Source organism: Ornithinimicrobium tianjinense, from assembly GCF_014636495.1.
Lineage (GTDB): Bacteria > Actinomycetota > Actinomycetes > Actinomycetales > Dermatophilaceae > Ornithinicoccus > Ornithinicoccus tianjinensis.
Map to the genome: position 1 here is coordinate 111,002 of NZ_BMEM01000005.1, position 23,124 is coordinate 134,125.

At 71.6% G+C, this 23,124-nt stretch carries 23 protein-coding genes; 11 read left to right on the forward strand and 12 right to left on the reverse strand.

The window, feature by feature from the left end; translation table 11 throughout:
- Positions 1 to 121: 121 nt before the first annotated feature.
- Positions 122 to 787 (reverse strand): response regulator transcription factor, encoded by a 666-nt coding sequence (locus IEV65_RS13875; RefSeq protein ID WP_188431796.1) that lies wholly within the window; start codon positions 785 to 787, stop codon positions 122 to 124.
- Positions 784 to 2,160, reverse strand: coding sequence for a sensor histidine kinase (locus tag IEV65_RS13880; RefSeq protein WP_188431798.1), 1,377 nt, complete (start codon positions 2,158 to 2,160; stop codon positions 784 to 786). The genes IEV65_RS13875 and IEV65_RS13880 overlap by 4 nt, the downstream gene beginning before the upstream one ends.
- Before the next feature lie 314 nt (positions 2,161 to 2,474).
- On the opposite strand from IEV65_RS13880, the gene IEV65_RS13885 reads away from it, so the two are divergent.
- The gene (locus tag IEV65_RS13885) at positions 2,475 to 3,218 is read left to right on the forward strand and encodes an esterase family protein (RefSeq protein ID WP_188431800.1); all 744 of its coding nucleotides are present in this window, start codon (positions 2,475 to 2,477) and stop codon (positions 3,216 to 3,218) included.
- A gap of 10 nt (positions 3,219 to 3,228) precedes the next feature.
- Here IEV65_RS13885 and IEV65_RS13890 read toward each other — a convergent pair whose 3' ends face one another.
- Positions 3,229 to 3,870 (reverse strand): SRPBCC family protein, encoded by a 642-nt coding sequence (locus IEV65_RS13890; protein ID WP_188431802.1) that lies wholly within the window; start codon positions 3,868 to 3,870, stop codon positions 3,229 to 3,231.
- The gene (locus tag IEV65_RS13895) at positions 3,867 to 4,256 is read right to left on the reverse strand and encodes an ArsR/SmtB family transcription factor (RefSeq protein ID WP_188431804.1); all 390 of its coding nucleotides are present in this window, start codon (positions 4,254 to 4,256) and stop codon (positions 3,867 to 3,869) included. The genes IEV65_RS13890 and IEV65_RS13895 overlap by 4 nt, the downstream gene beginning before the upstream one ends.
- A gap of 314 nt (positions 4,257 to 4,570) precedes the next feature.
- Between IEV65_RS13895 and IEV65_RS13900 the strand changes: the two genes are divergently transcribed.
- A complete protein-coding gene (locus IEV65_RS13900) occupies positions 4,571 to 5,827 on the forward strand; it encodes an ATP-grasp domain-containing protein (RefSeq protein WP_188431806.1) in 1,257 nt (418 codons plus the stop codon).
- A 194-nt stretch (positions 5,828 to 6,021) separates the two neighbouring features.
- On the opposite strand, the gene IEV65_RS13905 is transcribed toward IEV65_RS13900, so the two are convergent.
- The 3 genes from IEV65_RS13905 to IEV65_RS13915 form a co-directional block, all read right to left on the reverse strand.
- Positions 6,022 to 6,822 (reverse strand): hypothetical protein, encoded by an 801-nt coding sequence (locus IEV65_RS13905; protein ID WP_188431808.1) that lies wholly within the window; start codon positions 6,820 to 6,822, stop codon positions 6,022 to 6,024.
- A gap of 407 nt (positions 6,823 to 7,229) precedes the next feature.
- Positions 7,230 to 9,092: an acetate--CoA ligase gene (locus IEV65_RS13910; protein ID WP_188431810.1), complete on the reverse strand. Its 1,863-nt coding sequence runs from the start codon at positions 9,090 to 9,092 to the stop codon at positions 7,230 to 7,232.
- A complete protein-coding gene (locus tag IEV65_RS13915; protein ID WP_188431812.1) occupies positions 9,085 to 9,834 on the reverse strand; it encodes an IclR family transcriptional regulator in 750 nt (249 codons plus the stop codon). Before IEV65_RS13915 ends, IEV65_RS13910 begins: the two co-directional genes overlap by 8 nt.
- 153 nt (positions 9,835 to 9,987) lie before the next feature.
- On the opposite strand from IEV65_RS13915, the gene IEV65_RS13920 reads away from it, so the two are divergent.
- The 7 genes from IEV65_RS13920 to IEV65_RS13950 all read left to right on the forward strand — a co-directional run bounded on the left by IEV65_RS13920 (position 9,988) and on the right by IEV65_RS13950 (position 18,222).
- The gene (locus IEV65_RS13920) at positions 9,988 to 10,881 is read left to right on the forward strand and encodes an ABC transporter ATP-binding protein (protein ID WP_229735296.1); all 894 of its coding nucleotides are present in this window, start codon (positions 9,988 to 9,990) and stop codon (positions 10,879 to 10,881) included.
- Positions 10,878 to 12,884: an AMP-binding protein gene (locus tag IEV65_RS13925; protein ID WP_188431814.1), complete on the forward strand. Its 2,007-nt coding sequence runs from the start codon at positions 10,878 to 10,880 to the stop codon at positions 12,882 to 12,884. The genes IEV65_RS13920 and IEV65_RS13925 overlap by 4 nt, the downstream gene beginning before the upstream one ends.
- A gap of 21 nt (positions 12,885 to 12,905) precedes the next feature.
- Entirely contained in the window at positions 12,906 to 13,778 is an 873-nt protein-coding gene (locus IEV65_RS13930; RefSeq protein ID WP_188431816.1) for a branched-chain amino acid ABC transporter permease, read from the forward strand.
- Positions 13,779 to 13,781: 3 nt separating this feature from the next.
- The gene (locus IEV65_RS13935) at positions 13,782 to 14,846 is read left to right on the forward strand and encodes a branched-chain amino acid ABC transporter permease (protein ID WP_188431818.1); all 1,065 of its coding nucleotides are present in this window, start codon (positions 13,782 to 13,784) and stop codon (positions 14,844 to 14,846) included.
- Positions 14,847 to 14,918: 72 nt separating this feature from the next.
- A complete protein-coding gene (locus tag IEV65_RS13940; RefSeq protein WP_188431820.1) occupies positions 14,919 to 16,130 on the forward strand; it encodes an ABC transporter substrate-binding protein in 1,212 nt (403 codons plus the stop codon).
- On the forward strand, positions 16,127 to 16,990 hold the full coding sequence (locus tag IEV65_RS13945; protein WP_188431822.1) for an ABC transporter ATP-binding protein: 864 nt from the start codon (positions 16,127 to 16,129) through the stop codon (positions 16,988 to 16,990). The genes IEV65_RS13940 and IEV65_RS13945 overlap by 4 nt, the downstream gene beginning before the upstream one ends.
- Before the next feature lie 11 nt (positions 16,991 to 17,001).
- Entirely contained in the window at positions 17,002 to 18,222 is a 1,221-nt protein-coding gene (locus tag IEV65_RS13950) for a phenylacetate--CoA ligase family protein (protein WP_188431824.1), read from the forward strand.
- A 48-nt stretch (positions 18,223 to 18,270) separates the two neighbouring features.
- Here IEV65_RS13950 and IEV65_RS13955 read toward each other — a convergent pair whose 3' ends face one another.
- From IEV65_RS13955 to IEV65_RS13970, 4 genes are read right to left on the reverse strand one after another with little or no spacing between them, the layout of a single operon-like run.
- Entirely contained in the window at positions 18,271 to 18,438 is a 168-nt protein-coding gene (locus tag IEV65_RS13955; protein WP_188431826.1) for a hypothetical protein, read from the reverse strand.
- Positions 18,439 to 18,458: 20 nt separating this feature from the next.
- Positions 18,459 to 18,875 (reverse strand): DoxX family protein, encoded by a 417-nt coding sequence (locus IEV65_RS13960; protein WP_188431828.1) that lies wholly within the window; start codon positions 18,873 to 18,875, stop codon positions 18,459 to 18,461.
- A gap of 52 nt (positions 18,876 to 18,927) precedes the next feature.
- Complete coding sequence (locus IEV65_RS13965) at positions 18,928 to 19,413, reverse strand: GNAT family N-acetyltransferase (protein ID WP_188431830.1); 486 nt, start codon at positions 19,411 to 19,413, stop codon at positions 18,928 to 18,930.
- Between the two features lie 46 nt (positions 19,414 to 19,459).
- Positions 19,460 to 19,816 (reverse strand): YciI family protein, encoded by a 357-nt coding sequence (locus IEV65_RS13970; RefSeq protein ID WP_188431832.1) that lies wholly within the window; start codon positions 19,814 to 19,816, stop codon positions 19,460 to 19,462.
- A 112-nt stretch (positions 19,817 to 19,928) separates the two neighbouring features.
- Here IEV65_RS13970 and IEV65_RS13975 point away from each other — a divergent pair, with 112 nt between their 5' ends.
- Entirely contained in the window at positions 19,929 to 20,357 is a 429-nt protein-coding gene (locus IEV65_RS13975; protein ID WP_188431834.1) for a hypothetical protein, read from the forward strand.
- 223 nt (positions 20,358 to 20,580) lie between these two features.
- On the opposite strand, the gene IEV65_RS13980 is transcribed toward IEV65_RS13975, so the two are convergent.
- Positions 20,581 to 21,504, reverse strand: coding sequence for a sulfite exporter TauE/SafE family protein (locus tag IEV65_RS13980; RefSeq protein WP_188431836.1), 924 nt, complete (start codon positions 21,502 to 21,504; stop codon positions 20,581 to 20,583).
- A gap of 193 nt (positions 21,505 to 21,697) precedes the next feature.
- Between IEV65_RS13980 and chrA the strand changes: the two genes are divergently transcribed.
- The gene (gene chrA / locus IEV65_RS13985) at positions 21,698 to 23,044 is read left to right on the forward strand and encodes a chromate efflux transporter (protein ID WP_229735297.1); all 1,347 of its coding nucleotides are present in this window, start codon (positions 21,698 to 21,700) and stop codon (positions 23,042 to 23,044) included.
- Positions 23,045 to 23,124 lie beyond the last annotated feature (80 nt).

Below are 23,124 nucleotides of genomic sequence, written 5' to 3' on the forward strand. Positions count from 1 at the left end.
GCCGCCGGCGCGGGACGATCGCGGTGTGGCGGCCGGAAAGTCGGAACGGGCAGGTGGGCGAGCGCGGGCCACCGAGCAAGCAGGCCGGGGGCAGGGCGGAGGCGCTCAGGAGCGCGACCGCTCAGGGGCGCACGAGCCCCGACCGGTAGGCCAGCGCGACGAGCTGGGCGCGCTCGCGGGACCCGGTCTTCATGAGCATCCGGGAGATGTGGGTCTTGACGGTCGACTCGGAGACGAAGAGCCGGGCGGCGAGCTCGGCGTTGGACGGGGCGTCGGCGAGCAGGCGCAGCACCTCGATCTCGCGGCGCGAGAGCATCTCGAGGCTGGGTCGGCCGGTGGGGTCGAGGGGAGCGGTCTCGCGCAGGGTGGTGATGACCTTGCCCGCGACGCTCGGGTCGATCCAGGAGCCGCCGCCGGCCACCAGCCGGACGACCTCTGCGAGGTGGGCGGGGGCCGACTGCTTGAGCATGAACCCGGAGGCTCCCGCCCGCAACGCGCCGTAGAGCGCCGCGTCGTGGTCGAACGTCGTCAGCACCAGCACGGCGGTCATCGCGTCGGCGTCGTCGCGGTCGGCCGTGATCCGGCGGGTCGCCTCGGCGCCGTCGGCCCCGGGCATCCGGTAGTCCATGACGACCACGTCGGGCTGTTCCCGGGCCGTCATCGCGATGGCCTGCACGCCGTCCTCCGCCAGGCCCACGATCTCGAGGTCCGGCTCCGCGCTCAGCAGCATGGCGAGCCCCTCGCGGATCTCCTTCTGGTCGTCGGCGATGACGACGCGGATGGTCACGCCACGCCGTCCTGCGGGGAGTCGACGGCGTGCAGGTGGGCGGGTCTCGCGGCGGAGCCCTCACCCGTGGTCGTGCTCTCGCCCGGGGCCTCCTCGGCCGGGCTCTCGTCGACGGCCGGGCCCGCGTCCGGATCGCCCGTCAGCGGCAGCACCGCCGTGGTGACGAACTCCTCGCCCACCCATCCCGACCGGAAGACCCCGCCGACCAGCTCCACGCGCTCGTGCAGACCGACCAGCCCGGCCCCGCCACCGGCAGCGCCGGGGCGCAGGCCGTCGTGGCCGGCGCGGCTGCGGACGTTCAGCTGCAGCGCCGCCGGGGTCCAGCCGATGTAGACGTCGACGACCGCACCGCGACCCGCGTGCTTCATCGCGTTGGCCAGCGACTCCTGCACGACGCGGTAGCCGGCCAGGCGCACCGAGGGGTCGAGCTCGACGGGCTCCCCGGAGGTGTGCACCTGCACGATGAGGCCGCTCTGCCGGGTCACCTCGGCCAGCTCCTCGACGTCGCCGAGTCCCGGCAGAGGATCGGTGGCACCCGCCATGGCCGCGAGCGGGGAGTCGTCCTCGCGCAGGGCACCGAGGAGCCGCTGCAGCTCGCGCATGGACTGGGCACCGACGTCCTCGATACGGCCCAGCGCGCCCTCGACCGTGCCGAGGCGCGGCTCGTCGGGCTGGCCCTGGGCGATGACGCGCGTGACGGCCCGGGCTCCCGCGGCCTGCATCATCATCGCACTCACCGAGTGGGCGAGGATGTCGTGCAGCTCGCGGGCGATGCGCTGGCGCTCCATGGTCGCGGCCTGCTCGCCGAGGGCGGCCAGCTCGTCACGCAGCTGCGCCTCGCGGTCGACCGCGCGGTGCTCGCGTCGTCCGAAGAGCCAGGTCGCCACGCAGGTCGCCCACATCGAGGCCTCGACGACGACGAGGGCCAGCGTGGTCGGCAGGTCGTACCAGAACGGCCCCATCGACAGCACGCCGATGCCCAGGGCCAGCGCGACCAGCGACGAGCGCAGCCGGGCCACGCGCGCGACGGCAAACAGGGTCAGGAGGGTGCCCGCGATGGGCTGGGCCGACGGGCTGGAGAACGTCATCACCACTGAGGCGGTCACCATCGCCACGTGACTCGCGAGCGGCCAGCGGCGGCGCTGGAGGAGGATGAGCAGCCACGCGACGCCCATGACGAGGACGACCGTGCTCGTCGTGGTGTCCAGCCAGCCCCAGAGGGTGAAGTGATGGCCGTCGTGGCGGTCCTCCAGCGAGGGGATGGCCCACCACAGGTCAAGGACGGTCGCCACCACCGCAGGCGCCACGAAGAGCACGTCCGCCGCACGTGGGCGGCGCAGGTGCGTCCTGGACGGTCGGTCCTGCCCGGGCATCCGGCTCTCCTCTCCTGCACGTCGAGCACCATGCTGCACCAGGCAGCCAGGGAGTGTTGCGCTCGTCCCTGCCGCCCCCTGCCGCGACAGGGACGAGCGCGAGCAGCACGAGACGTGGACGGACTCCCTGTTGACCGCGCGCCTCGGCGCCCACCGGAGCGCCTGCTGCCCTCACATTCTTCCGTGGGCATGGTGGCGAGCCGTCATCCTGCGGAGTGATTTTCCGGGGGTATGCCGTCGCTCGCGCCGGTGTGGGACGCTGGGCGGACCCTCGGTCCGGTCGGTCGGGGGAGCGCCGCGAGGAGAGGACCGACATGGAGCGGGTGCAGGTCGAGCTGGACACCTACGGGGTGGGACGCGGGACCGTGATCCGCTACGGGCACTGGGGACGGCCGGTGCTGGTGTTCCCCTCCGAGGCCGGCCGGGCCTGGGACTACGAGAACAACGGGATGGTCGACGCGCTCGCCCACCTCATCGAGGGTGGCCGGGCCAAGCTCTACTGCGTCGACTCCTTCGACCACCTGACCTGGTCCGACAACACGCTGCCCACCGAGGACCGCGCCCGCCGCCACGGCTCCTACGAGTCGTGGATCCTCGAGCAGGTGGTGGGGCTCATCGACGGCGACTCGCCGGGGCACCGAGGCATCGTGGCGACCGGCTGCTCGATGGGCGCCTACCACGCCGTCCACCTGGGCCTGAAGCGTCCGGACGTGGTCCGGGTCGCCATCGGCCTCTCCGGCAACTACGACCCCTCGTCCTGGCACGGCTGGGGGGAGCTGGGCGAGGCCACCTACTTCGCCAACCCCACGGCATACCTGCCCAACATGGAGGGTGAGCACCTCCAGTGGGTGCGCGACAGCGCGAACATCGTGCTGGTCGCCGGCCAGGGCCCGTTCGAGGAGCACCCGACCCGGTCGCTCTCCGGGGCCTACCAGCTCGCGGGCCTGCTCGCGGACAAGCAGATCCCGCACGAGCTCGACGTGTGGGGGCACGACAGCGCCCACGACTGGCCGTGGTGGCGCAAGCAGATCGCCTACCACCTGCCGCGCTTCTGCTGAGGTCGCGCCCTCAGCTCTCGAGCGGCGGCACGTAGAACCCGGTCGTCGCCGCGACCATCGCCGCGACGGCCTCCGTGTCGCCGCCGGCCGCCCGGTGCGCGCGACCCCAGGCCTGCGCCGACTCGGTGTTGAACGCCCGGATCGCCGGGTCGGTCCCCAGCTGCTCGGGCGTCAGTCCCAGGTCGTGCCCCGCGAGGTGGAGGCCGAGACCGAGCAGCGCGCCGTCCCAGCCGACGCCGACGGCACCCGGGCCGAACTGGTCCCACATCTCCGGCGGCACCTGCGCCCGGTGCTCGAGCTCCAGCCGGGTCCCGCCGTCGGCCTCGGCAAGCCGGACCTCGACCAGCGAGGCGTCCTGCTCGCTCGGCGGGCCCATCTCCCAGGTGACCAGGAGGCGACGCGGGGGCTCGCACGCCCGCACGACCCCGCCCGCGTTGCCCTCGACCTGGAACCGCCCGCCCGGCCGCAGCTCGCCGCTCACCGGCAGGAACCACCGCGGCAGCCGCTCGGGATCGGTGAGCGCGTCCCACACGTCCTCCACGTCGGCGTCGTAGGTCCGCGCCAGCACGACCACCTTCGCCGGCCCGGCCGCCACCTCGCCGTCCGCCACGGTCCGGTCCGTGCGCCGCAGCTCCTCGAGCAGGTCCTTCATGCCATCCTCCTGGGTTCTTCGTGGGTATGCCGTGCGCGCTCCCCGCGCGCGGTCGCCCGCCTCCGGTCGCGGCGGCCGCGGGCCAGCTCGGTGCCCAGCGCGTCGAGGCGCTGGGACCAGATGTCGCGGAGGCTCGCGAGCCACTGCTCGGCATCCGTGAGCGGAGCGGTGCGGAGGGTGTAGACCCGGCGGGCCCCCTCCGGACGGACGTCGACCAGCCCGGCCTCGCGGAGCACCCGCAGGTGCTGGGAGACGGCCGGCTGGCTGATCGCGAACTCCTCGCGGGCCAGCGACACGAGCGTGCCCGCCGTCAGGTCGCCGGAGGCCGCCAGGTGCTCGAGGAGCCGCCGGCGCACCGGCTCGGCCACGCACTCGAACACGTCCATGCGCCCAGTGTGGCCAGGCGGATCGCATAAGTCAAGACTTATAAAGCCGCACCTGTGCGAGCAAGCGCTTACGGCGGGGCACGCGCACGGCATACCCGGAACGACTCGGTCCCCCCCGCCGGTCCGGGTGGGCCCCTGCACGCACCCGGACCGGCGTGTCCCCCTCCGGTCCGGATGAGCCCCTGCACCCACCCGGACCGGTCCTGCGTCCCGATGATCCAGAGACGCGGGGGCGCCGCCAGATACGTCCGGTCGAGAATTCTTTTTCGGGCTCGCCCTGCCGCGCGGGGGCGGACCCGCTAACGTTCGGGAGCATGAGCGGCGACGTGCGCAACCACCTCATCGGACTGCTTCTGGGCGCCGAGGAGGACTGGCCCCGGGCCTTCGAGGCGATCCTCAAGCAGGTGGGGCCGCTGAAGGTGGGCGGCACCACGCACACCCTGGAGAGCGAGCGCGTCCGCATCCATCCGTTCGACCTCACCGACGACGTGCGGCACGGCCTCGTCATCGACCGGCTCGCGTACTGGTACTACCACCCGCGCGAGTGGCTGAAGAAGGCCGCGCTGATGAACGACACCTACCTGCTCAACAGCCCGTTCACCTTCCAGGCGATGGAGAAGCACAGCGCCTACTGCGCGATGCTGCGCCTGGGCATGAAGATCCCCAAGACCGTCCTGGTGCCCTACAAGAACCCGGTCGACAACGTCCGGTGGGCCTACACCTCGGCGAAGTACAACGACCCCTTCGACCTGGAGGCGCTGGCCGAGGAGGTCGGCTACCCGCTCTACATGAAGCCGTTCGACGGCGGTGGCTGGCGCGGGGTGTCGCGGGTCGACGACGTCGAGGGACTGCACCGGTCCTACGACGACTCCGGCAACATGCTCATGCACCTGCAGGCGACGGTCGACTACGACCACTTCGCGCGGGCGCTGTCGATCGGGCCCGAGACGATGGTCATGGACTTCCGCCCCGAGGAGCCGATGCACTCCCGGTATGCCGTGACGCACCACTTCCTGTCCTCGCAGGCCGGGTGGGAGGCCGAGACGGTCAGCAAGGTGGTCAACGCCTTCTTCGGCTGGGAGTTCAACAGCTGCGAGATGCTGGTCAAGGGTGACGACGTGCACCCGATCGACTACGCCAACGCCTGCCCGGACGTGGCCGTGACCTCGCTGCACTACTACTTCCCGTGGGCGATGACGGCGCTCGTCCGCTGGTCGGCGTACTGCCTGGCGACCGGGCGGCAGAGCTTCATCGGCGTCCGCTCGCCGCGTGCCTACTTCGACATCGCCGACGACGAGGCGCTCGACTACGGCGAGAAGATGAAGGCCTACCGTGCCCTGGCCGACGCGGAGTTCGACAGCGACAACTACTGGCAGTGGTGCTCCGAGCACCTGTCGCACCTGCCCGAGCGCGTGCTCGAGTGGGTCGACTCCAAGGCGTTCGACCAGCTGCTGGTCGACACCGTGCGCTCCACCTACCCCGAGCACGAGCACGAGCGCTTCCTCGCCCACTTCCGTGGGCTGACGGGGCTGTGGGTCAAGGACCAGAAGAACCTCGCCGGCAACGGGTGAGGGGCCCAGGGCTTCTCGGGCCGCGGCCCGCGGTGGCCTCTGCGCGGTTGACGTCCACGTCAGTGGTGGCTGACTGCTGCTATGGCGACACCTGCCCACCACGGCGCCGCCGGGCGCTGGCTTGACGTCCGCGTCAGTGGTGGCTGACTGCTGCTCTGGCGACACCTGCCCACCACGGTGTCACCCACCCGCACTCAGGCGCTGAGCTGACGCAGCCGCGTATCCCGACCTACAGCGCAGTCGGGGCCGCACGCCGACGGCCGGCCGGTCCACCCCCTGGCGATCTGCACGAGGGCCACGTCGACGGCCAGCTCGCACGGCCGCTCGACGACCTCGATCCACCCGGCGCGCAGGCTCACCTCCCCACGGCCAGCAAACTCCCGGTCCCGGCCGCGGTCGCGCACCTGACGCTCGCGGTGCCACAGGTCACCGTCGATCTCCAGGCCGATCCCCCGCTCGCGATCCCGGAAGTCCAGCGTCCGCGACCGCCCGTCGGCCTGCGCCTGGAGCCCGTCCATGGGGGCCTGCCGTTCCATCGTCGGCAAGCCGTGGGGACGCTCGACGCGCTCGACATACCGGACCTCGGCCACGCTGCCCAGGCCCTCGGCAGCTGCGATCAAGATCTCGCTGAGCGCCCCGGCGCGAGGATGCCGGGGGTGGTGGGCGAGCTCGGCACGGAGCTCGGCGACCGTGACCTTCCTGCGGCTCACTGCCCTGGTGATCAGAGCGACATCGTCGTCGGGAGTCCTCCCGGGCATGGCCAGCACATCGAGCACCGTCTGCGCCGCCGACGTCACCGGTATGCCGTAACGCCGGACCCGTGTCAGTCGTCGGCGACGACGCACACGGACTCCGGGCAGGGTGGTGCGCCGGTGAGTGTTCGCCGGCTCGGCCAGGGTGAGGATCTGTGGTTCACGGTCGGCCAGGTTCCAGAGGCTGAGGGCACACTCCAGGCTGGCGACAGCCCCGTCACCGCGGGCGAGCGTGGCGGCCATCAGCCGTTGGCGCCACGTCGGCGTGCTGGTGTGAGTCAGGTAGACACCTGGGTGCAACCGTTGCCACCGCCCGGTCCGCAGGAGGTGTCGCACGGCGGCTGGGGAGTGGTCGGCGAGTGCGTGCTGCCTGGTGATGACGTCCCTCACGGAGATACCGTGACCCAGGCCGGTGGAGCTGAGCAGAACTTATCCACAGCCCAGCGGGACCCGTGCCGTCGCGGCCCGGTCAGCAGCGCGCTGCCCGAGTGGCACCGTGGTAGCCAGGTGTCGCCATAGCCACACTCACGCACCACTGACGTGCGCGTCAAGCGGGCCGGACTTGGGCACCGGGAACGAGGATGGCGTCGTGCGCGGTGCCTACGAGCCGCGTCACGCCTCGCCGGCTGACGCGACGAGCTGCTCCGACGTCACGCCTCGCCCGCCGCGGCGACCAGCTGCTCCCACGTCACGCTGCGGGGGGTGCCGGCGCGGTCGGGCGTGGCTAATGCAGCGATGGCGCGGCTGAGGGCCTCGCGGCCGAGCTCCTCGCCGAACCGGTCCACCACCAGCACCGCCCGCGGCCGCGCGAGCCCGCCCAGGTCCTCGCGGACCGCGGCCATCAGCTCCACCGCGACGGCGTCGAGGTCGGGGTCGCTGCCTGCGCCGTCGGAGAGCACCACGGCCGCCACGATCGCCCGGCCCAGCGCCACGTCCTTGCGCACGGTCACCCGCGCGGCGGCCACGAACGGGTGGTCGGTCAGCACCTCGCGCACCTCGCCCAGCGACACCAGCTGCCCCGACACCGACACGACGTCGTCGGCCCGGCCGAGGAAGCTGATCGACCCGTCCGCATCGCGCACCGCCAGGTCGCCCGTGCTGTAGACGCCCGGGTGCCGCTCCCAGTGGCCCCAGTGGTCACGGTCCGTGGAGCCCTCCACGCCCACGAGCACCCCGGCCCAGGGCCTGCGCAGCACCACCTCGCCGGGTTCGCCATCGGGCACGAGGCGCCCGGCGGGGTCGACCAGGTCGATCCCGCAGCCCGGCATCGGCGGCCGCTCGCCCGGGCCGGTGACGCGCACGATGCCGCCCAGCTCCAGCTGGCCCCACGCGTCGAGCACCTCCAGGTCGCCCCCGCCGAACGCCTCGACCAGCCACGTCGCCAGCTCGGCCTCGACCGGCTCGCCCGCCGTGGCGATCCGCCGCAGCGTCGGCGCCGACCCCAGCGCGCGCATGTCCCGCGCCCACCCACGGATGGTCCGCATGACGGACGGGCTCGTGACGAGCGTCTCCACGCCATACCGGCGGACGATCTCCCACGCGCGCCCGTGGTGGGGCACGTCGAGGGTCCCCTCGTACATCACCGACGCGTCGCCCCAGGCCAGCGGCCCGTAGACCCCGTGGAACTGCGTCACCGCCCACGCGATGTCGCCGGCGCACCAGAACGGCCCGCCCGTGCGCAGGTGCCCGTGCACCGCGATCGCGCTGGCCAGCACCGCCGCCGTCCCGTGGACGACCGAGACCTGCTGCCCGGCGCGCGCCGCGATCGGCACCGACGCGACCGGGTGCTCGGCGTCCAGGGCGACCGGCTCGTCCTCGGAGGTATGCCGTGCCCGTCCGCTCTCCCCGCGGCGGGGGCGCGGCACCGTCGCGACGACGTCGTGGTACCAGCGGTCGCCCTCGTACCAGGCGACGTCCATCCCGGTCCGGCGCACGACGATGGTGTGCTGGACGCTGCCGACAGCCGCCAGGGCGTCGTCGACGCGCGCCTTGAGCGGCAGCACGGTCCCGTGGCGCCATGCGCCGTCCTGGGTGAAGAGGACCTTGAGGTCGAGCAGGGCGAGCCGGTCGGCGAGCGGGCCGGCCGGCAGCGACGACGGGAGCACGCTGTGGACCGCGCCGATCCGGGCGCAGGCGAGCATCGCGACGACGGTCTCCGGCAGCCAGCCGAGGTGCAGCCCGACACGGTCGCCCGGACCCACGCCCATCCCGCGCAGCGCCCGCGCGAGACCGACGACCTGCTCGTGCAGCTCGCGGTAGGTCAGGTCGCGCCGGTCGCCCGGCTCGCCCTCCCAGTGCACGGCCACCGCGTCGCCGCGCTCCTCGAGGTGCCGGTCCAGGCAGGTGACGGACAGGTTGAGCCGTGCGCCGGTCAGCCACCGTCCGTCGTCGCCCCACAGCGCGGTCGGCGGCTCGAGCAGGTGCATCCGCGCGGCGACGTCCGCCCACGCCTCGCTCGGCGGCAGCGGCGTGACCGGCTCGCCGACGATCCGCGGGGGACGTGCGTCAGCCATGGCCGAGAGTCCTTCCGGCGGCTCGCGCCGCCCGTTCGAGGTATGCCGCGACCTCCGCCGCGCGCGCCTCGCCCTCGGGGGTGGCCGGGTCGGTGCCGGGCAGCTCGGCCGCCAGCGCACCGACGGCAGCCCCGGCCGCGTCGAGGACGGGGACGGCGACCTCGGCCGGAAGGGTGAGGTCGGCGGGCCGGTGGGCGAGCCAGTCGGCGGTGGCCCAGGCGCGGCGTGAGGCGTCGTCGGCGTCACCGCCACGTGCGCACGCCAGGCCCCAGGCCTCCTCGTCGCCGCGGGCGGCCAGGAGCCGGCCGCCGGCGGTCGTCAGGGCCGGCAGGACCCGGTGGCTCTCGCGGAAGGGGCTGGAGGCGACCGAGTCCACGCGATCGACATACACGACCTCGCCGCGGACGAGGACCTCGACGTGCACGGTCGCGCCGACCTGGTCGCGCACCTGGGAGAGGTAGGGGGAGAGGGCGCCGAGGAGGGGCAGCCGCGCGAGGTAGTGGTGCGACAGGCGGCTCAGCTCGGGGCCGAGGCCGTAGCGCGAGGTGGCCGGGTCCTGGACCGCGAGGTCGGCCAGCACGAGGGAGCGCAGCAGGCGGTGGACGGTGGGGATCGACATCGAGGAACGCTCGGCGAGGTCGGTCAGCTGGTGGTAGGCCGGGCCCTCCGCGAGCAGCTCGAGAAGCTGCACCGCGTTGCGGACGGTCCCCAGGCCACCACGGCCGGGGTCGTTGGTCGCCACGACCACCTCTCTCTCGCTGTCCAGCGTTCTTCCCGCGTGGACCCAGTGTGCACCATTCGCGAAAAGTTCTCTGTCAGAGGTCTTGTCTTTCAGATAGTGAAACCCTAGTGTCAACCTGACAGCCCGGATCACCGCAGACCCGGAAGGACCCTTGTGCTCACCCGCGCCTACCAGCACTCCCTCAACGGCAGCCACCTGCCCGACGGCGAGCCCCTGCTCGAGGTCGACCACGTCTCGCTGCGCTTCGGCGGCGTCAAGGCGCTGACCGACATCAGCTTCACGGTCACCCAGGGGCACGTGCACGCGATCATCGGCCCCAACGGCGCCGGCAAGTCCTCGATGCTCAACTGCATCAGCGGGATCTACCACCCGCAGGAGGGCTCGATCCGCCTGCAGACCGCGGCCGCCGACGGCACCCGCACGGTCTCCACCCTCACCAAGCTGCCGCCCCACCGCATCGCCCGCCTCCGGGTGGCGCGCAGCTTCCAGAACATCGAGCTCTTCTCCCACCTCACCGTGCTGGAGAACCTCATGCTCGGCCGCCACATCCACATGAAGCACAACGTCGCGGCCTCGATGCTGTGGTTCGGCCCGGCGCGCCGCCAGGAGATCGCCCACCGTCACCTCGTGGAGGAGGTCATCGACCTGCTCCAGCTGCAGGCCTTCCGCAACAAGCCGGTCGGCTCCCTCGCCTACGGCATCCAGAAGCGCGTCGAGCTCGGGCGCGCGCTGTGCATCCAGCCCGCCCTCCTCCTGCTCGACGAGCCGATGGCCGGCATGAACGCCGAGGAGAAGGAGGACATGGCCCGCTACATCCTCGACGTCCACGAGCTCGCCGGCGTCACCGTGGTCCTCATCGAGCACGACATGAACGTCGTCATGGACATCTCCGACCGCGTCAGCGTGCTCGACTTCGGCCGCCTCATCGCGGACGGCACCCCCGACGAGGTCAAGGCCGACCCGGCCGTCGTCGAGGCCTACCTGGGCAGCGACACCGAGGATGCTGCCGTCAAGGAGGCCCTCGCCACCCTCCAGGAGGACGCATGAGCAACCGGACCTCTGCCGCGATCGGGGGGGACACGGGGGGCGGAGCCCCCCGTGCGACCACCTTCCCGCGCCTCCTCGACACTCTCGCCGCCGAGCGCCCCGACGGGGTCGCGATGCAGGAGAAGCTCTACGGCATCTGGCAGCCCCTCACCTTCTCCGACTACCGCCGCCGCGTCGAGGACTTCGCCCACGGCCTGGCCGGTTATGGCGTGCAGCGCGGCGAGATCGTCGCCGTCCTCGGCGACAACCGCCCCGAGTGGCTCATCGCCGAGCTGGCCGCGCAGGCCATCGGCGCCGCCGTCGTCGGCATCTACCCGACCTCGATCGGCGAGGAGCTGGAGCACATCCTGCGGATGTCGGCCGCGCGCGTCGTCGTCGCCGAGGACCAGGAGCAGGTCGACAAGCTGCTGCGCCTGCGCGACACCACGCCCGACCTGCCCGTCGAGCGCGTCGTCTTCTACGACCCGCACGGCCTGGAGTCCTACGACGACCCGTGGCTGGTCGACTTCACCGAGGTCGAGCGCGCCGGGCGGCAGCGGGCCGACGCCGACCCCGGTTGGTATGCCGCGCAGGTCGCCCTGGGTGCGCCCGACGACGTCGCCGTCATCTGCACGACGTCCGGCACCACCTCCCGGCCCAAGCTGGGCGAGCTGTCGCACGCCAACCTGCTCGCGATGGCCGACCACCTCACCGAGTTCGACCCGGCCGACCACACCTACCGCTACGTCTCCTTCCTGCCCTTCGCGTGGATCGGCGAGCAGATGCTGGCGGTGGCGATCGGCCTGTCCCGCGGCCTGACGCTGTCCTTCCCCGAGGACGCCTCGACCCAGCGCTCGGACCTGCGCGAGATCGGTCCGGACGTGATGTTCTCCCCGCCCCGGATCTGGGAGTCGATGCTCTCGGAGGTCCAGGTCCGCATCGACGAGGCCGGCTGGCTCAAGCGCACGGTCTTCGGCTGGGGCTACGACATCGGTGACCGTGCCGCGCAGGCCCGCACCCAGGGCCGCAAGGGCGGCAACGCCGTGCTCACGTGGCTCGCCGACCAGGTGAGCACCCGCCCGGTCCGCGACCAGCTCGGCCTGGCCCGAATCCGCCGGGCCTACACCGGCGGCGCCCCGCTCGGCCCGGACGTCTTCCGCTTCTTCCACGCCATCGGCGTCAACCTCAAGCAGCTCTACGGGCAGACCGAGATCTGCGGCATCGCCGTGGTCCACCGCGACGACGCGATCTCCTTCAACACCGTCGGCACCCCGATCCCGGGCACCGACCTGAGGATCAGCGACGACGGCGAGATCCTGCTGCGCTCGGCCTCGGTCTTCCGCGGCTACCACAAGCAGCCGGAGGAGACGGCCAAGGTCGTCGACGCCGAGGGCTGGCTGCACACCGGCGACGCCGGCTACCTCGACGAGCGCGGCCAGCTCGTGGTCATCGACCGCCAGAAGGACGTGCTCACCGCCCCCGACGGCAGCCGCTACTCCAGCCAGTTCATCGAGAACAAGCTCAAGTTCAGCCCCTACGTCGAGGAGGCCGTCGTCTTCGGCCCGCAGCAGGCCGGCGAGCCGATGACCGCGATGATCACCATCGACCCCGGCACGGTCGGGTCGTGGGCCGAGCACGAGCGGCTCAGCTACACGACATACACCGACCTCGCCGCGAAGGAGGAGGTCTACGACCTCCTGGCCGAGGAGGTCACCCGGGCCAACGAGGACCTCCCGGAGTCGATCCGGGTCGGGCGCTTCCTGCTGCTCCACAAGCAGCTCGACCCCGACGACGACGAGATCACCCGCACCCGCAAGGTGCGCCGCAACGTCATCGACGAGCGGTATGCCGACCTCATCGCCGCCCTCCGCCGGGGTGACGACCAGGTCGGGATCACCAGCCGGATCACCTACCAGGACGGCACGTCGGTCGTCCGCGAGCTGGCGCTGCGCATCTTCGACCTGTCGACCTACACGATCCCCCCCGGCCGCGGCCGCCGTCCCGTCTGGAGCGGCCGGCGCTGACGCGCCGGCAAGGAGCCCACGATGTCAACCTTCCTCAACCTGCTGGTCTACGGCCTGGCCGACGGCGCCATCCTCGCGCTCGCCGCCCTCGGCTTCGTCCTCATCTACAAGGCGACCTCGGTCATCAACTTCGCCCAGGGCGAGTTCCTGCTCGTCGGCGCCTACATGTTCTACACGGCGTTCGTCGTGCTCGGCCTGCCGCTCGTCGCGGCGGTGCTCGTCGGCGTCGTCGTCGCCACGCTCATCGGTGTGCTCGTCGAGCGTTTCATCCTGCGGCCGATGATCGGCGAGGACCCGATCAGCATCATCATGGTGACGATCGGCCTGTCGATGCTGCTCAAGGCCCTGGTGCAGATGTTCTACGGCACCAGCCCCAAGAGCCAGCCGGCCATCCTGCCGCGCAGCTCGGTGGAGTTCCTCGGCGCGACCGTGCCGCTCAACCGGCTGCTCGTCATCCTCATCGCCGCGGTGGTGCTGACCGCCTTCACGATCTTCTTCCGCCGCTCCCGGCACGGCATCGCGATGCGCGCCGTCGCCGACGACCAGCAGGCGGCGATGACGATGGGCATCTCGGTGCGCCGCATCTTTGCCCTGGCGTGGGTGCTGGCCGCGGTGAGCGCGCTGATCGCCGGCGTGCTCCTCGCCGACATCAGCGCGGTCGACCAGAACCTCGCCGGCTTCGGCCTCATGGTCTTCCCGGTCGTCATCCTCGGCGGCCTCGACTCGGTCCCCGGCACGATCGTCGGCGGCCTGATCATCGGCCTGCTCACCCAGTTCGTCTCCGGCTACCAGGACCCGGGGCTGGCCACCGTGGTCCCGTACGTCGTGCTGGTGCTCATCCTCCTGGTGCGCCCCTACGGGCTCTTCGGCGAGACGCGGATCGAGAGGGTCTGACCGATGTCCAACGTGACCGCCACCGGCATCTACCACCGGACCTACGCCTCCGAGCTGCGCCTGCGCAGCACCCGCGCGGAGTACGTCCGCCTCGGCCTGATGGTCGTGCTGCTGCTCGTCCTGCCGTTCGTGCTCGACAACTACTGGCTCTCGATCGTCAACACGATCCTCATCGCGGTGATCGGCGCCGTCGGCCTGAACATCCTCGTGGGCTACACCGGCCAGATCTCCCTGGGCCAGGGCGGCTTCATGGCCGTCGGTGCCTACAGCTCGGCGATCCTCGCCGAACGGATGGGCATGCCCGTTCCGGTCGCCATCGTCCTCGCCGTGCTCCTCACCGCCGCGATCGGCACCTTCTTCGGGCTGCCGGGCCTGCGGCTCAAGGGCCTCTACCTGGCGATCGCGACGCTGGCCTCCCAGCAGATCATCGAGTTCGTCATCCGCCGCTGGGGCTGGCTCACCGAGGACCGGGGCTACATCACCCTGGACCGGCTCTCGATCTTCGGCTGGACGCTGCCGCGCGAGTCCTTTGAGCAGAGCTGGTACTGGATCCTCATGCTCCTCGCGCTGCTCGCCGTGCTGGCCGCCCGCAACCTCTTCCGCACCGGACTGGGGCGCAGCTTCATGGCCGTGCGCGACCAGGACATCGCGGCCGAGGCGATCGGCGTCAACCTCACCACCGCCAAGCTCACCGCCTTCGCCGTCTCCAGCGGCTTCGTCGGCCTCGCCGGGGCGCTCACCGCGCACTACACCGAGACGGTCACCTGGGAGGCGTTCACGCTCAACGTCTCGATCACCTACCTGGCGATGATCATCGTCGGCGGCCTCGGCAGCATCGCCGGGGCGGTCTACGGGGCGATCTTCATGTCGCTGCTGCCGGTGCTCATCCGCACCGTCGCCGACGTCGTCGGCCCGGCCGCGCCGTGGCTGTCCAACCAGCTGCCGGCGATCCAGAACGCCGTCTTCGGCCTGGTGATCATCCTCTTCCTCATCATCGAGCCCCGCGGCCTCAACAGGCTGTGGGAGCGGATGAAGGAGTACGTCCGCTACTGGCCGTTCCGCTACTGACCCGGCGCACCCCGACCCGACCCTGACAGACCACTCACGCACACGCCATACCCACCCTCTGAAGGAGAAATCATGAACGCACGACGCGGTGCACTCATCGCCTCTCTCGCCGCGCTGGCGCTCGGCCTGTCCGCCTGCGGCGGCGGCGACGGTGGCGACAACGGCAGCGCCGGCAGCGGCGACGGCGGCGAGCCGATCAAGGTCGGCATCATCGCCGACCTGACCGGCGCGACCGGCGACGTCGGCAAGCCCTACAACGAGGGCATGCTCGCCTACATCGACTACCGCAACGCCAACGGCGGGGTCGACGGCCGGCAGATCCAGGCGACGTCCAACGACTACGCCTACGAGGTGCCCAAGGCCGAGCAGCTCTACAAGCAGTACGTCAACGACGGCGTCGTCGCCGTCCAGGGCTGGGGCACCGGCGACACCGAGGCGCTGCACACCAAGGTGGCGCAGGACGAGCTGCCGTTCATGTCCGGCTCGTTCGCCGAGAGCCTGACCGACCCGGCCGAGGCGCCCTACAACTTCGTCAGCGCCCCGACCTACTCCGACCAGATGCGCATCGCGCTCAACTGGATCAACGAGGACTCCGGCGGCGACGCCGAGGTCGCGGTCTTCCACCACGACAGCCCGTTCGGCCTGGCCCCGGTCGCCGACGGCGAGGCGTGGGTGTCGGAGAAGGGCTACGGGCTGGGTTACCAGGCCTACGCCATGCCGGCCGGCCAGCAGAACTACGTCGGCCTGCTCTCCCAGGCGCAGAGCCAGGGCGCGAAGTACATCGTCATCCAGAACGTCGCCTCCCCGGCCGCGCAGGTCGCCAAGGACATCAAGGCGCAGGGCCTGGACATGAAGATCGTCTGCCTCAACTGGTGCGCCAACGAGCTGTTCATCACCACCGCAGGCGCTGACGTGGCCGAGGGTCACATGGGCGTCCAGCCGTTCGCCCCGATCGCGGCGGAGAAGCCGGGTCACGAGGAGATGGTGAGCTACCTCGAGGACAAGGGCCAGGACCCGGCCACCAAGGGCACCTCGTGGGTCCAGGGCTGGATGGTCATGCACGTGATGGCCGAGGGCATGGCCAAGGCCGCCGAGGACGGCGAGGTCGACGGGCCGTCGATCAAGGAGGCGCTGGAGACCATGGGCGGCATCGACACCGGCGGCGTCATCGGTGACGGCACCGTCGAGTTCTCCGCCGAGTCCCACCGCGGCTCCACCAGCGCCGGCGTCTACACGATGGAGGGCGGCAAGATGGTCGAGGTCGAGGCGGGCGCCACGCCATGAGCACGGCCACCGGCACCCCGTCCCCCGGCACGAGCGGCGCGCTCGTGCCGGGGGGCGGCCCCGGGGCGGCGCTGCTGTCCCTCAACAACGTCGAGGTCATCTACGACGACGTGATCCTCGTCCTCCGCGGGCTCTCGCTCACGGTCGCCGAGGGGCAGATCGTCGCGCTCCTGGGCTCCAACGGCGCGGGCAAGTCGACCACCCTCAAGGCCGTCTCGGGGCTGCTGCCGAGCGAGCACGGCGAGGTCACCGACGGGACGATCTCCTTCCGCGGCGAGGACATCACGAGGGTCGACGCCGCCCAGCGGGTGACCCGGGGGATGAGCCTGTGCATGGAGGGCCGGCACGTCTTCGAGCACCTCAGCGTGGCCGAGAACCTCGTCGCCGGCGCCTACACGCGCAGCGGCAAGGAGTCGGCCGAGGACCTGGACAAGGTCTACGAGTTCTTCCCCAAGCTCGCCGACATGCGGGCGCGGATCGCGGGCTACCTCTCCGGCGGCGAGCAGCAGATGCTCGCGATCGGCCGGGCGCTGATGGCCCGCCCCACCCTGCTCATGCTCGACGAGCCGTCGCTGGGGCTGGCGCCGCTGCTGGTGCAGGAGATCTTCGGCTACATCAAGCGGCTCAACACCGAGACCGGCCTGACCGTGCTGGTCATCGAGCAGAACGCCCGCCGCGCCCTCGAGGTCGCCGACCACGGCTACATCATGGAGCAGGGGCGCATCGTGCTCGAGGGCCCCGCCGCCGAGCTGCGCGAGAACCCCGACGTGAAGGAGTTCTACCTCGGCCTCGGCGAGGAGGGCGGCCGCAAGAGCTACCGGGACGTCAAGCACTACAAGCGCCGCAAGCGCTGGCTGTGAAGGGACCCACCATGTCGATCGATGCTGCCCTGAAGCGGCGTGAGGACGCGCTCGCGCCCCGGCTCGCGGAGGTGCTGGAGCGGGCCGCCGGGCGCGTGCCCGGCTTCGCCTCCCGCCTCGCCGAGGCCGGCCTCACCGCGTCGGAGGTATGCCGTGCCGGCGGGCTTGCCGCGCTGCCGGTCCTCGCGAAGGACGACCTCGTCGAGCGGCAGCGGCAGGACCCGCCGCACGGCGGCCTGCTCGCGCCGGACGCGCTGGTCGCACGGTGGTTCCAGTCGCCGGGGCCGCTCTACGAGCCCCAGCTCGAGGGCGCCGACTGGCGGTGGGGCCAGGCGCTCGCCGACCTGGGCGTGGGCGCGTCCGACGTGGTGCTCAACTGCTTCGGCTACCACCTGTCGCCGGCTGGCGCGATGCTCGAGCAGGGCGCCCGGTCCGTGGGTGCCGCGGTCGTCGCCGGGGGCATCGGCAACCAGGACCTCCAGGCGCGCGCGATGGCGGACCTGGGCGTCACGGCATACACGGGCCTGCCGAGCTATCTCAAGGCGCTGGTCGAGGCCTACGACGCGGCGGGTCTGGAACCGGAGCGCTGGCGGCTGGAGCGGGCGCTGGTGACGGCCGAGCCGCTGCCGGACTCGCTGCGCGCGCTGCTCACCCAGCGGGTGCCGCACGTGCGGATGGCGTACGGGACGGGCGAGACCGGTCTGCTGGCGTGGGAGCCGGCGGGGGAGGACCCCGGCAACGGCCTGGTGCTGGCGGACGGCGTGGACGTGCAGGTGTGCGAGATCGGGACCGGGGTGCCGGTGACCGACGGCACCGAGGGCGAGATCGTGGTGACGCTGCTGCGTTCGGACTACCCGCTCGTGCGCTTCGGGACGGGTGACCTGTCGGGCTGGATGCTCGGGCCGGACGGCTCGCTGCGGCTGCGCGGCGTGCTCGGGCGCGTGGGTGCGGCGGTGAAGGTCAAGGGGATGTTCCTGCACCCGCGCCAGGTCAGCGCGGTGATGGACGGCGTGCCCGGGGTCGCGGACTACCGGTTCCTCATCGACCGCGTGGACCACAAGGACGAGCTGTCGTGCCTGGTGGTGCCGGACGGGACGGTGCCCGGGGAGACCCTGGCGGGAGCTGTGGCCGAGAAGGTGCGTGCCGGGCTGCGGTTCCGGACGGACGTGCAGGTGGTGGAGGCCCTGGGCGAGGCCGACGGCGTGCTGCTGGACCGGCGCGACTGGAGCTGAGCGTCGAGCGTGCCACTCCAGCAGGTCGATACCGAGGGTTGCGGCGCCCTACGTATCTGCACCGCCACGTGAAGCACGGTCACCGAGGTCCTGCTCGGTCGTAGCTGCCGCGTCGTCCCGAGGACGGTCGGCGTCGGCGATGACCTCCTCCGGGCGTGGCGGGACGGTCTGGTCCTCCTCGAGGACCTCGAGCTCATGGTCGGGGTGCACACCCATGTCTGCCTCCTGCGCCGAGTTTATCCCTCGGACGCTCGCCGCACCCCGGCCACGCCCAGCGCGGTCCTGATCATCGGCCACTGCAGCGGCAGCCGGACCACCGTGGCGGCGAAGCTTGCGACATGTGCAGGCCGCCGGGTGCGTAGGGCCCGCTGACCGTAGGAGACGCACATCTGCACGTTGGCCGGGAACACGCCGACCAGGAGCAGCGCGCTCGGCCGGCCCGCGAGGGCGCGCGTTCGAGGGACGAGGAGGCCTGCGCCGCAGGCGATCTCGGCCACACCGGAGCCCAGGACGAGCTCCCGCTTGGCGGGCAGGCGGCGCGGCACGATCGGCTCGAAGAGGTCCGGGCGCACCAGGTGCAAAACCCCTGCGACGACGAAGGCGGACGCGAGCGCCGTCACGCCGGCCGGAGGGCGAGGTGAGGAGGCGGGCATACCCGCATCGAAGCACGATCGGGGGCGCCCGATCGATGAGCGACGTCAGACCTCATCTGGCGAAGGTGAAGCGGCGCCAGACGATCGCCGCGGCGGGGTCGCCGCTCCGGGACGCCTCGGTGCGCACGACGGCCCACCCCTCCCGCTCGTAGAACCTGGCGGCCTTGGTGTTCCCGGCGAAGTGCTCGACCAGGACGTGGTCGGTCACCTTGCGAAGGGGCGCTACGGCGTGCTGCAGCAGGTCCGCTCCTATCGCCCGGCCGCGGAGCTCCGGCGCGAGGTACAGCTTCCAGACGACGTGGTCCTCGCCCAGGACACCGGTCTCCGCCACTCCCACGATCGCTTGGCCCTCGACCGCGACATGGACGCGGTGGGCCTCGACGGCCGGCTGCATCCGTGCCGGAGTCCACCACTGCAGCTGCGCCAGCGCAGCGTCCTCGCCCAGGATCGGAGCGTAGTGAGCGGGGACGACGTCGACGGCGAAGCGCTCGATGGCCGCGAGGTCGTCAGCGCGAGCGAGGCGGATGGCCACAGGCATACCCCCAAGGTATGGCGTCACCCGTCGGCAGCGGAGGGGGGGCTCTCTAGGAGCCGACGAAGCCCCCGCTGTGGATCGGACGCACCTCGAGGCCGCCGCCCTGCCGGACCACGGAGTTGGTGGCCGCCGTGGCGAGGGCGGTGTCCAGGTCCGGCGCCTCGAGGACGTAGAACCCGACGAGAGCGTCCGGGGTGTCGTAGAAGGGTCCCTCGGAGACGCCGTCGGCGCGGACCGACCTGGCCATGCTGCGAGGAGTGAACGCCCAGGCCGCTGTCATCACGGCGTCCGTGATCAGGGCTTCCGCGTGCTCGTCGCACTCAGCGATCGCCTCCGAGGTGTCCGCGGTCTCTCCGGGCGTGTGTGCGGACTCGGCACTGTAGATCAGGACGGCGTACTGGGGCACCAGGGCTCCTCCGGGTGTTGGTGGCGAGCCACCATCATCGTGGACGTGGCGGCTGCGCGCTGTGGCCCATGGCGGTGTGTTGCCGCTACGCGTTGTACATGACCATCACCGCATGCGGCAGGATGACCGCGTGACTGAGGCGAGGCCGATGCCGTCCGGTGCTGAGGGTCAGCGGCGCTCCCTGGAACATCGTGCTCTGGCCATCGGTCTGGGAGGGCTCGCCGCGTTTCAGGTTGCGCTGGCCGCCGGGACGCCTTGGGGTCGCGCCAGTTACGGGGGCGCTCACCCCGGCGTGCTGCCCGCCCGGCTCAGGCTCGCGAGCGCAGGGGCCGCGGTTATCTACGCCGGGCTCAGTGCGGCGGTCTTGAGCCGTCGCCTTCCGGTCCCCATGCGCCGCCACGTGCTGACCGGCGTCACCACGCTGATGGGCGTCGGCGTCGTCATGAACGGCATCTCGCCGTCCTGGCCGGAGCGGGCCATCTGGACACCCACTTCTGCGGTGCTGACGGCGCTGGCCTGGCGAGCTCGCAAGGTCCCGTGAAGACGGTCGCCGACCGTGCGGCAGCAGCGCGCTCGGGGTACCTGCCAGGCGGTTGGTGGCACGCGCTAGGGACGTGGGGAGGGCCTCCGAGCGGGCTGTGACTGTTCAAGAGTCACGGCCCAGAGCTCGGAGGTCCTCATGCCCCACCCTCACACCCGTCTGGCCATGGGTGGCCGTCTGTGCCTGCGACTGGCCGGGACGCAGGGCGATGTTCGGGGCCCGGTCACGCTGGGGTCTTGGCGTCGTCCTCTTCCGGCGCATCGATCGGTGCGACGGCAGGGCTGCTGTTGCGGACATGGTCGTTCACGACGTAGGCCAGGGCGAGGACCCACACGGCGAGGACGGTGATGTAGACGAGGATGCGCGTGGTGTCAGGGGCGTCGATGAGGTCGCTGCGCAGCAGGGTGCGGGAGTTGGTGAGCAGAATGATGCCGCCGACGCTGACCCCGAGGATTCGGGTGGGCACGACGCGGACGAGGTATGCGGCCAATGGCGCGGCCACGACCCCGCCGGCGAGCAGGGCCAGGACCCACGTGAGGTTGACGCCCTGGCTGCTCAGCGCCAGGAGGAACCCAAGGCTGGCCGAGAGCGCGACGAGGAACTCGGAGGCGTCGATGGAGCCAACGACCTTGCGCGGCTCCATACGGCCGCTGGCCAGCAGCGCCGGGGTGCCGACAGGTCCCCACCCGCCGCCGCCGGTGGCGTCGAGGAACCCGGCGAACAGGCCCAGGGGAGAGAGGAAACGGCGCCGCAGCGGTTGCCCGAGCCGGTCGGCGCGCGGGGCGGAGGTCGCGAACCGGACCAGGATGTAGACGCCGAGAGCGAGCAGGATGCCGCTGGTCAGAGGTCGGGCGACCTCGGTGTCGAGGCTGCTGAGGACGGTGGCGCCGGCGAAGGCGCCGACTGCGCCCGGCACGCCGATGCGCAGGACGACCTTCCAGTCCACGTTGCCGAAACGCCAGTGGGAGAGGCCAGAGGCGAGGGTCGTGCCGATCTCGGCCAGATGCACCGTGGCGGACGCGGCGGCCGGGTTGGTGCCCAGCGCGAGCAGCAGGGTGGTTGTCGTGACCCCGTAGGCCATGCCGAGGCCGCCGTCGACGAGCTGGGCGGCGAGGCCGACGAGGGCGAGGAGGATCAGTTGGGTCATGGGTGCCTTCTTGGTTCGTGGGGGTGGTTTTCCACCCGGGCTGGGTATATCCTGCCTATCGCATAGGGATTAGTCAACCTATGGAAACGTATAACTGAGGATTGGGCGTGTCGTGCATCACAACGAACCTGATGGGCACCGCCCACCCCTGGGTGTAGGCGCTGCTGGCGAAGCTGCACCACGAGGCGCCGACGTGGTGCCGTTCAGGGAGGCCGTGCGCGCCTGGTTCCTGATCTCGCTGCAGACCTTCGGCGGGCCGGCGGGGCAGATCGCGGTGATGCAGCGCGAGCTGGTGGAGCAGCGCCGGTGGATCGGGCAGCAGCGCTTCCTGCACGCCCTGTCCTACTGCACGCTGCTCCCTGGTCCGGAGGCCCAGCAGCTCGCCATCTACGTAGGGTGGCTTCTCAACGGGGTGCGGGGCGGACTCGCGGCTGGCACGCTCTTCGTGCTGCCCGGCGTCATCGCCCTTCTTGGCCTGAGCTTCCTCTACGTCGGGCTCGGCGAGACCACCGTGGTCTCGGCCGTCTTCACCGGTCTGGGTGCCGCGGTCCTGGCCGTGGTGGCGCAGGCCGTGCACCGGGTCGGGGCCAAGGCCCTTCACAGTCCGGCGCTCGTCGCGCTCGCCGTCGCCGCCTTCCTCGCCCTGACGGTCCTGCGCGTGCCGTTTCCTGCCGTGGTCGCCGCCGCAGCGCTGATCGGCTGGGTTCTGGGTCGGTGGTCACCCCGTGCGGTCCACGCCCCACCCCGCGCGAGCGACCCGGTCCGCGGCCCGGCGCCGCTGGTGTCCGACGACGCGATGCACCAGGCGACGCCGTCGTGGACCCACGCATTCTGGGTGCTGGTGCTCGGTGCGGTGGCCTGGGGGGTGCCGGTCGGTGCTGTCATCCTGCTCACCGGTGGCCGGAGCGTCTTCACCGAGCAGGCCCTGTTCTTCTCCGGCGCGGCCCTGGTGACCTTCGGCGGTGCCTACGCCGTCCTGGCCTACGTGGCGCAACAGGCGGTCGAGGTGCACGCCTGGCTCACGCCCGGGGAGATGGTCCGTGGGCTCGCTCTGGCCGAGTCCACCCCGGGTCCGCTCATCATGGTCGTGCAGTTTGTCGCCTTCGTCGGTGCCTACCGGGACCCCGGGACGCTGGACCCGTGGGTCGCGGCGGTGCTCGCATCGCTCCTGACGACCTGGGTGACGTTCGTGCCCTGCTTCGTCTTCATCTTCCTCGGCGCGCCCCATGTGGAGGGCCTGCGGAGCAACCGGGCCCTGACGGCAGCACTAACCGGCATCACTGCCGCTGTCGTGGGCGTCATCGCCCACCTCGCCCTGTTCCTCGCCCTGCACACCATCTTCGCCGCCACCGTGGACGTCCGGTCCGGCCCCGTCTCCCTCGAGATCCCGGTGTGGGAGTCGGTGCGTTGGATACCCCTGACCATCACGCTGCTGGCTGGGTTCCTCCTGCTGCGCCTCCGGTGGTCCGTCCTGCGCACGCTCGCCCTGTGCGCCACCCTCGGGCTCATCTCCGGACTCACAGGTATGCCGATGCGCTGAGGAGAAGCGTCACTGCCGCACCTTGTCCCTCGTGCACGCACGCCCCGTGTATCCAACCAGACCTGTCCGCCTCCTCCCTC

Bases quoted from the DNA above. Each gene is read 5' to 3' on its own strand.
- IEV65_RS13880 (WP_188431798.1), bottom strand. From the start codon at position 2,160: ATGCCCGGGCAGGACCGACCGTCCAGGACGCACCTGCGCCGCCCACGT.
- IEV65_RS13885 (WP_188431800.1), top strand. From the start codon at position 2,475: ATGGAGCGGGTGCAGGTCGAGCTGGACACCTACGGGGTGGGACGCGGG.
- IEV65_RS13890 (WP_188431802.1), bottom strand. From the start codon at position 3,870: ATGAAGGACCTGCTCGAGGAGCTGCGGCGCACGGACCGGACCGTGGCG.
- IEV65_RS13895 (WP_188431804.1), bottom strand. From the start codon at position 4,256: ATGGACGTGTTCGAGTGCGTGGCCGAGCCGGTGCGCCGGCGGCTCCTC.
- IEV65_RS13900 (WP_188431806.1), top strand. From the start codon at position 4,571: ATGAGCGGCGACGTGCGCAACCACCTCATCGGACTGCTTCTGGGCGCC.
- IEV65_RS13905 (WP_188431808.1), bottom strand. From the start codon at position 6,822: ATGGCCGCCACGCTCGCCCGCGGTGACGGGGCTGTCGCCAGCCTGGAG.
- IEV65_RS13910 (WP_188431810.1), bottom strand. From the start codon at position 9,092: ATGGCTGACGCACGTCCCCCGCGGATCGTCGGCGAGCCGGTCACGCCG.
- IEV65_RS13925 (WP_188431814.1), top strand. From the start codon at position 10,878: ATGAGCAACCGGACCTCTGCCGCGATCGGGGGGGACACGGGGGGCGGA.
- IEV65_RS13930 (WP_188431816.1), top strand. From the start codon at position 12,906: ATGTCAACCTTCCTCAACCTGCTGGTCTACGGCCTGGCCGACGGCGCC.
- IEV65_RS13935 (WP_188431818.1), top strand. From the start codon at position 13,782: ATGTCCAACGTGACCGCCACCGGCATCTACCACCGGACCTACGCCTCC.
- IEV65_RS13940 (WP_188431820.1), top strand. From the start codon at position 14,919: ATGAACGCACGACGCGGTGCACTCATCGCCTCTCTCGCCGCGCTGGCG.
- IEV65_RS13945 (WP_188431822.1), top strand. From the start codon at position 16,127: ATGAGCACGGCCACCGGCACCCCGTCCCCCGGCACGAGCGGCGCGCTC.
- IEV65_RS13950 (WP_188431824.1), top strand. From the start codon at position 17,002: ATGTCGATCGATGCTGCCCTGAAGCGGCGTGAGGACGCGCTCGCGCCC.
- IEV65_RS13955 (WP_188431826.1), bottom strand. From the start codon at position 18,438: ATGGGTGTGCACCCCGACCATGAGCTCGAGGTCCTCGAGGAGGACCAG.
- IEV65_RS13960 (WP_188431828.1), bottom strand. From the start codon at position 18,875: ATGCCCGCCTCCTCACCTCGCCCTCCGGCCGGCGTGACGGCGCTCGCG.
- IEV65_RS13965 (WP_188431830.1), bottom strand. From the start codon at position 19,413: ATGCCTGTGGCCATCCGCCTCGCTCGCGCTGACGACCTCGCGGCCATC.
- IEV65_RS13975 (WP_188431834.1), top strand. From the start codon at position 19,929: ATGCGGCAGGATGACCGCGTGACTGAGGCGAGGCCGATGCCGTCCGGT.
- IEV65_RS13980 (WP_188431836.1), bottom strand. From the start codon at position 21,504: ATGACCCAACTGATCCTCCTCGCCCTCGTCGGCCTCGCCGCCCAGCTC.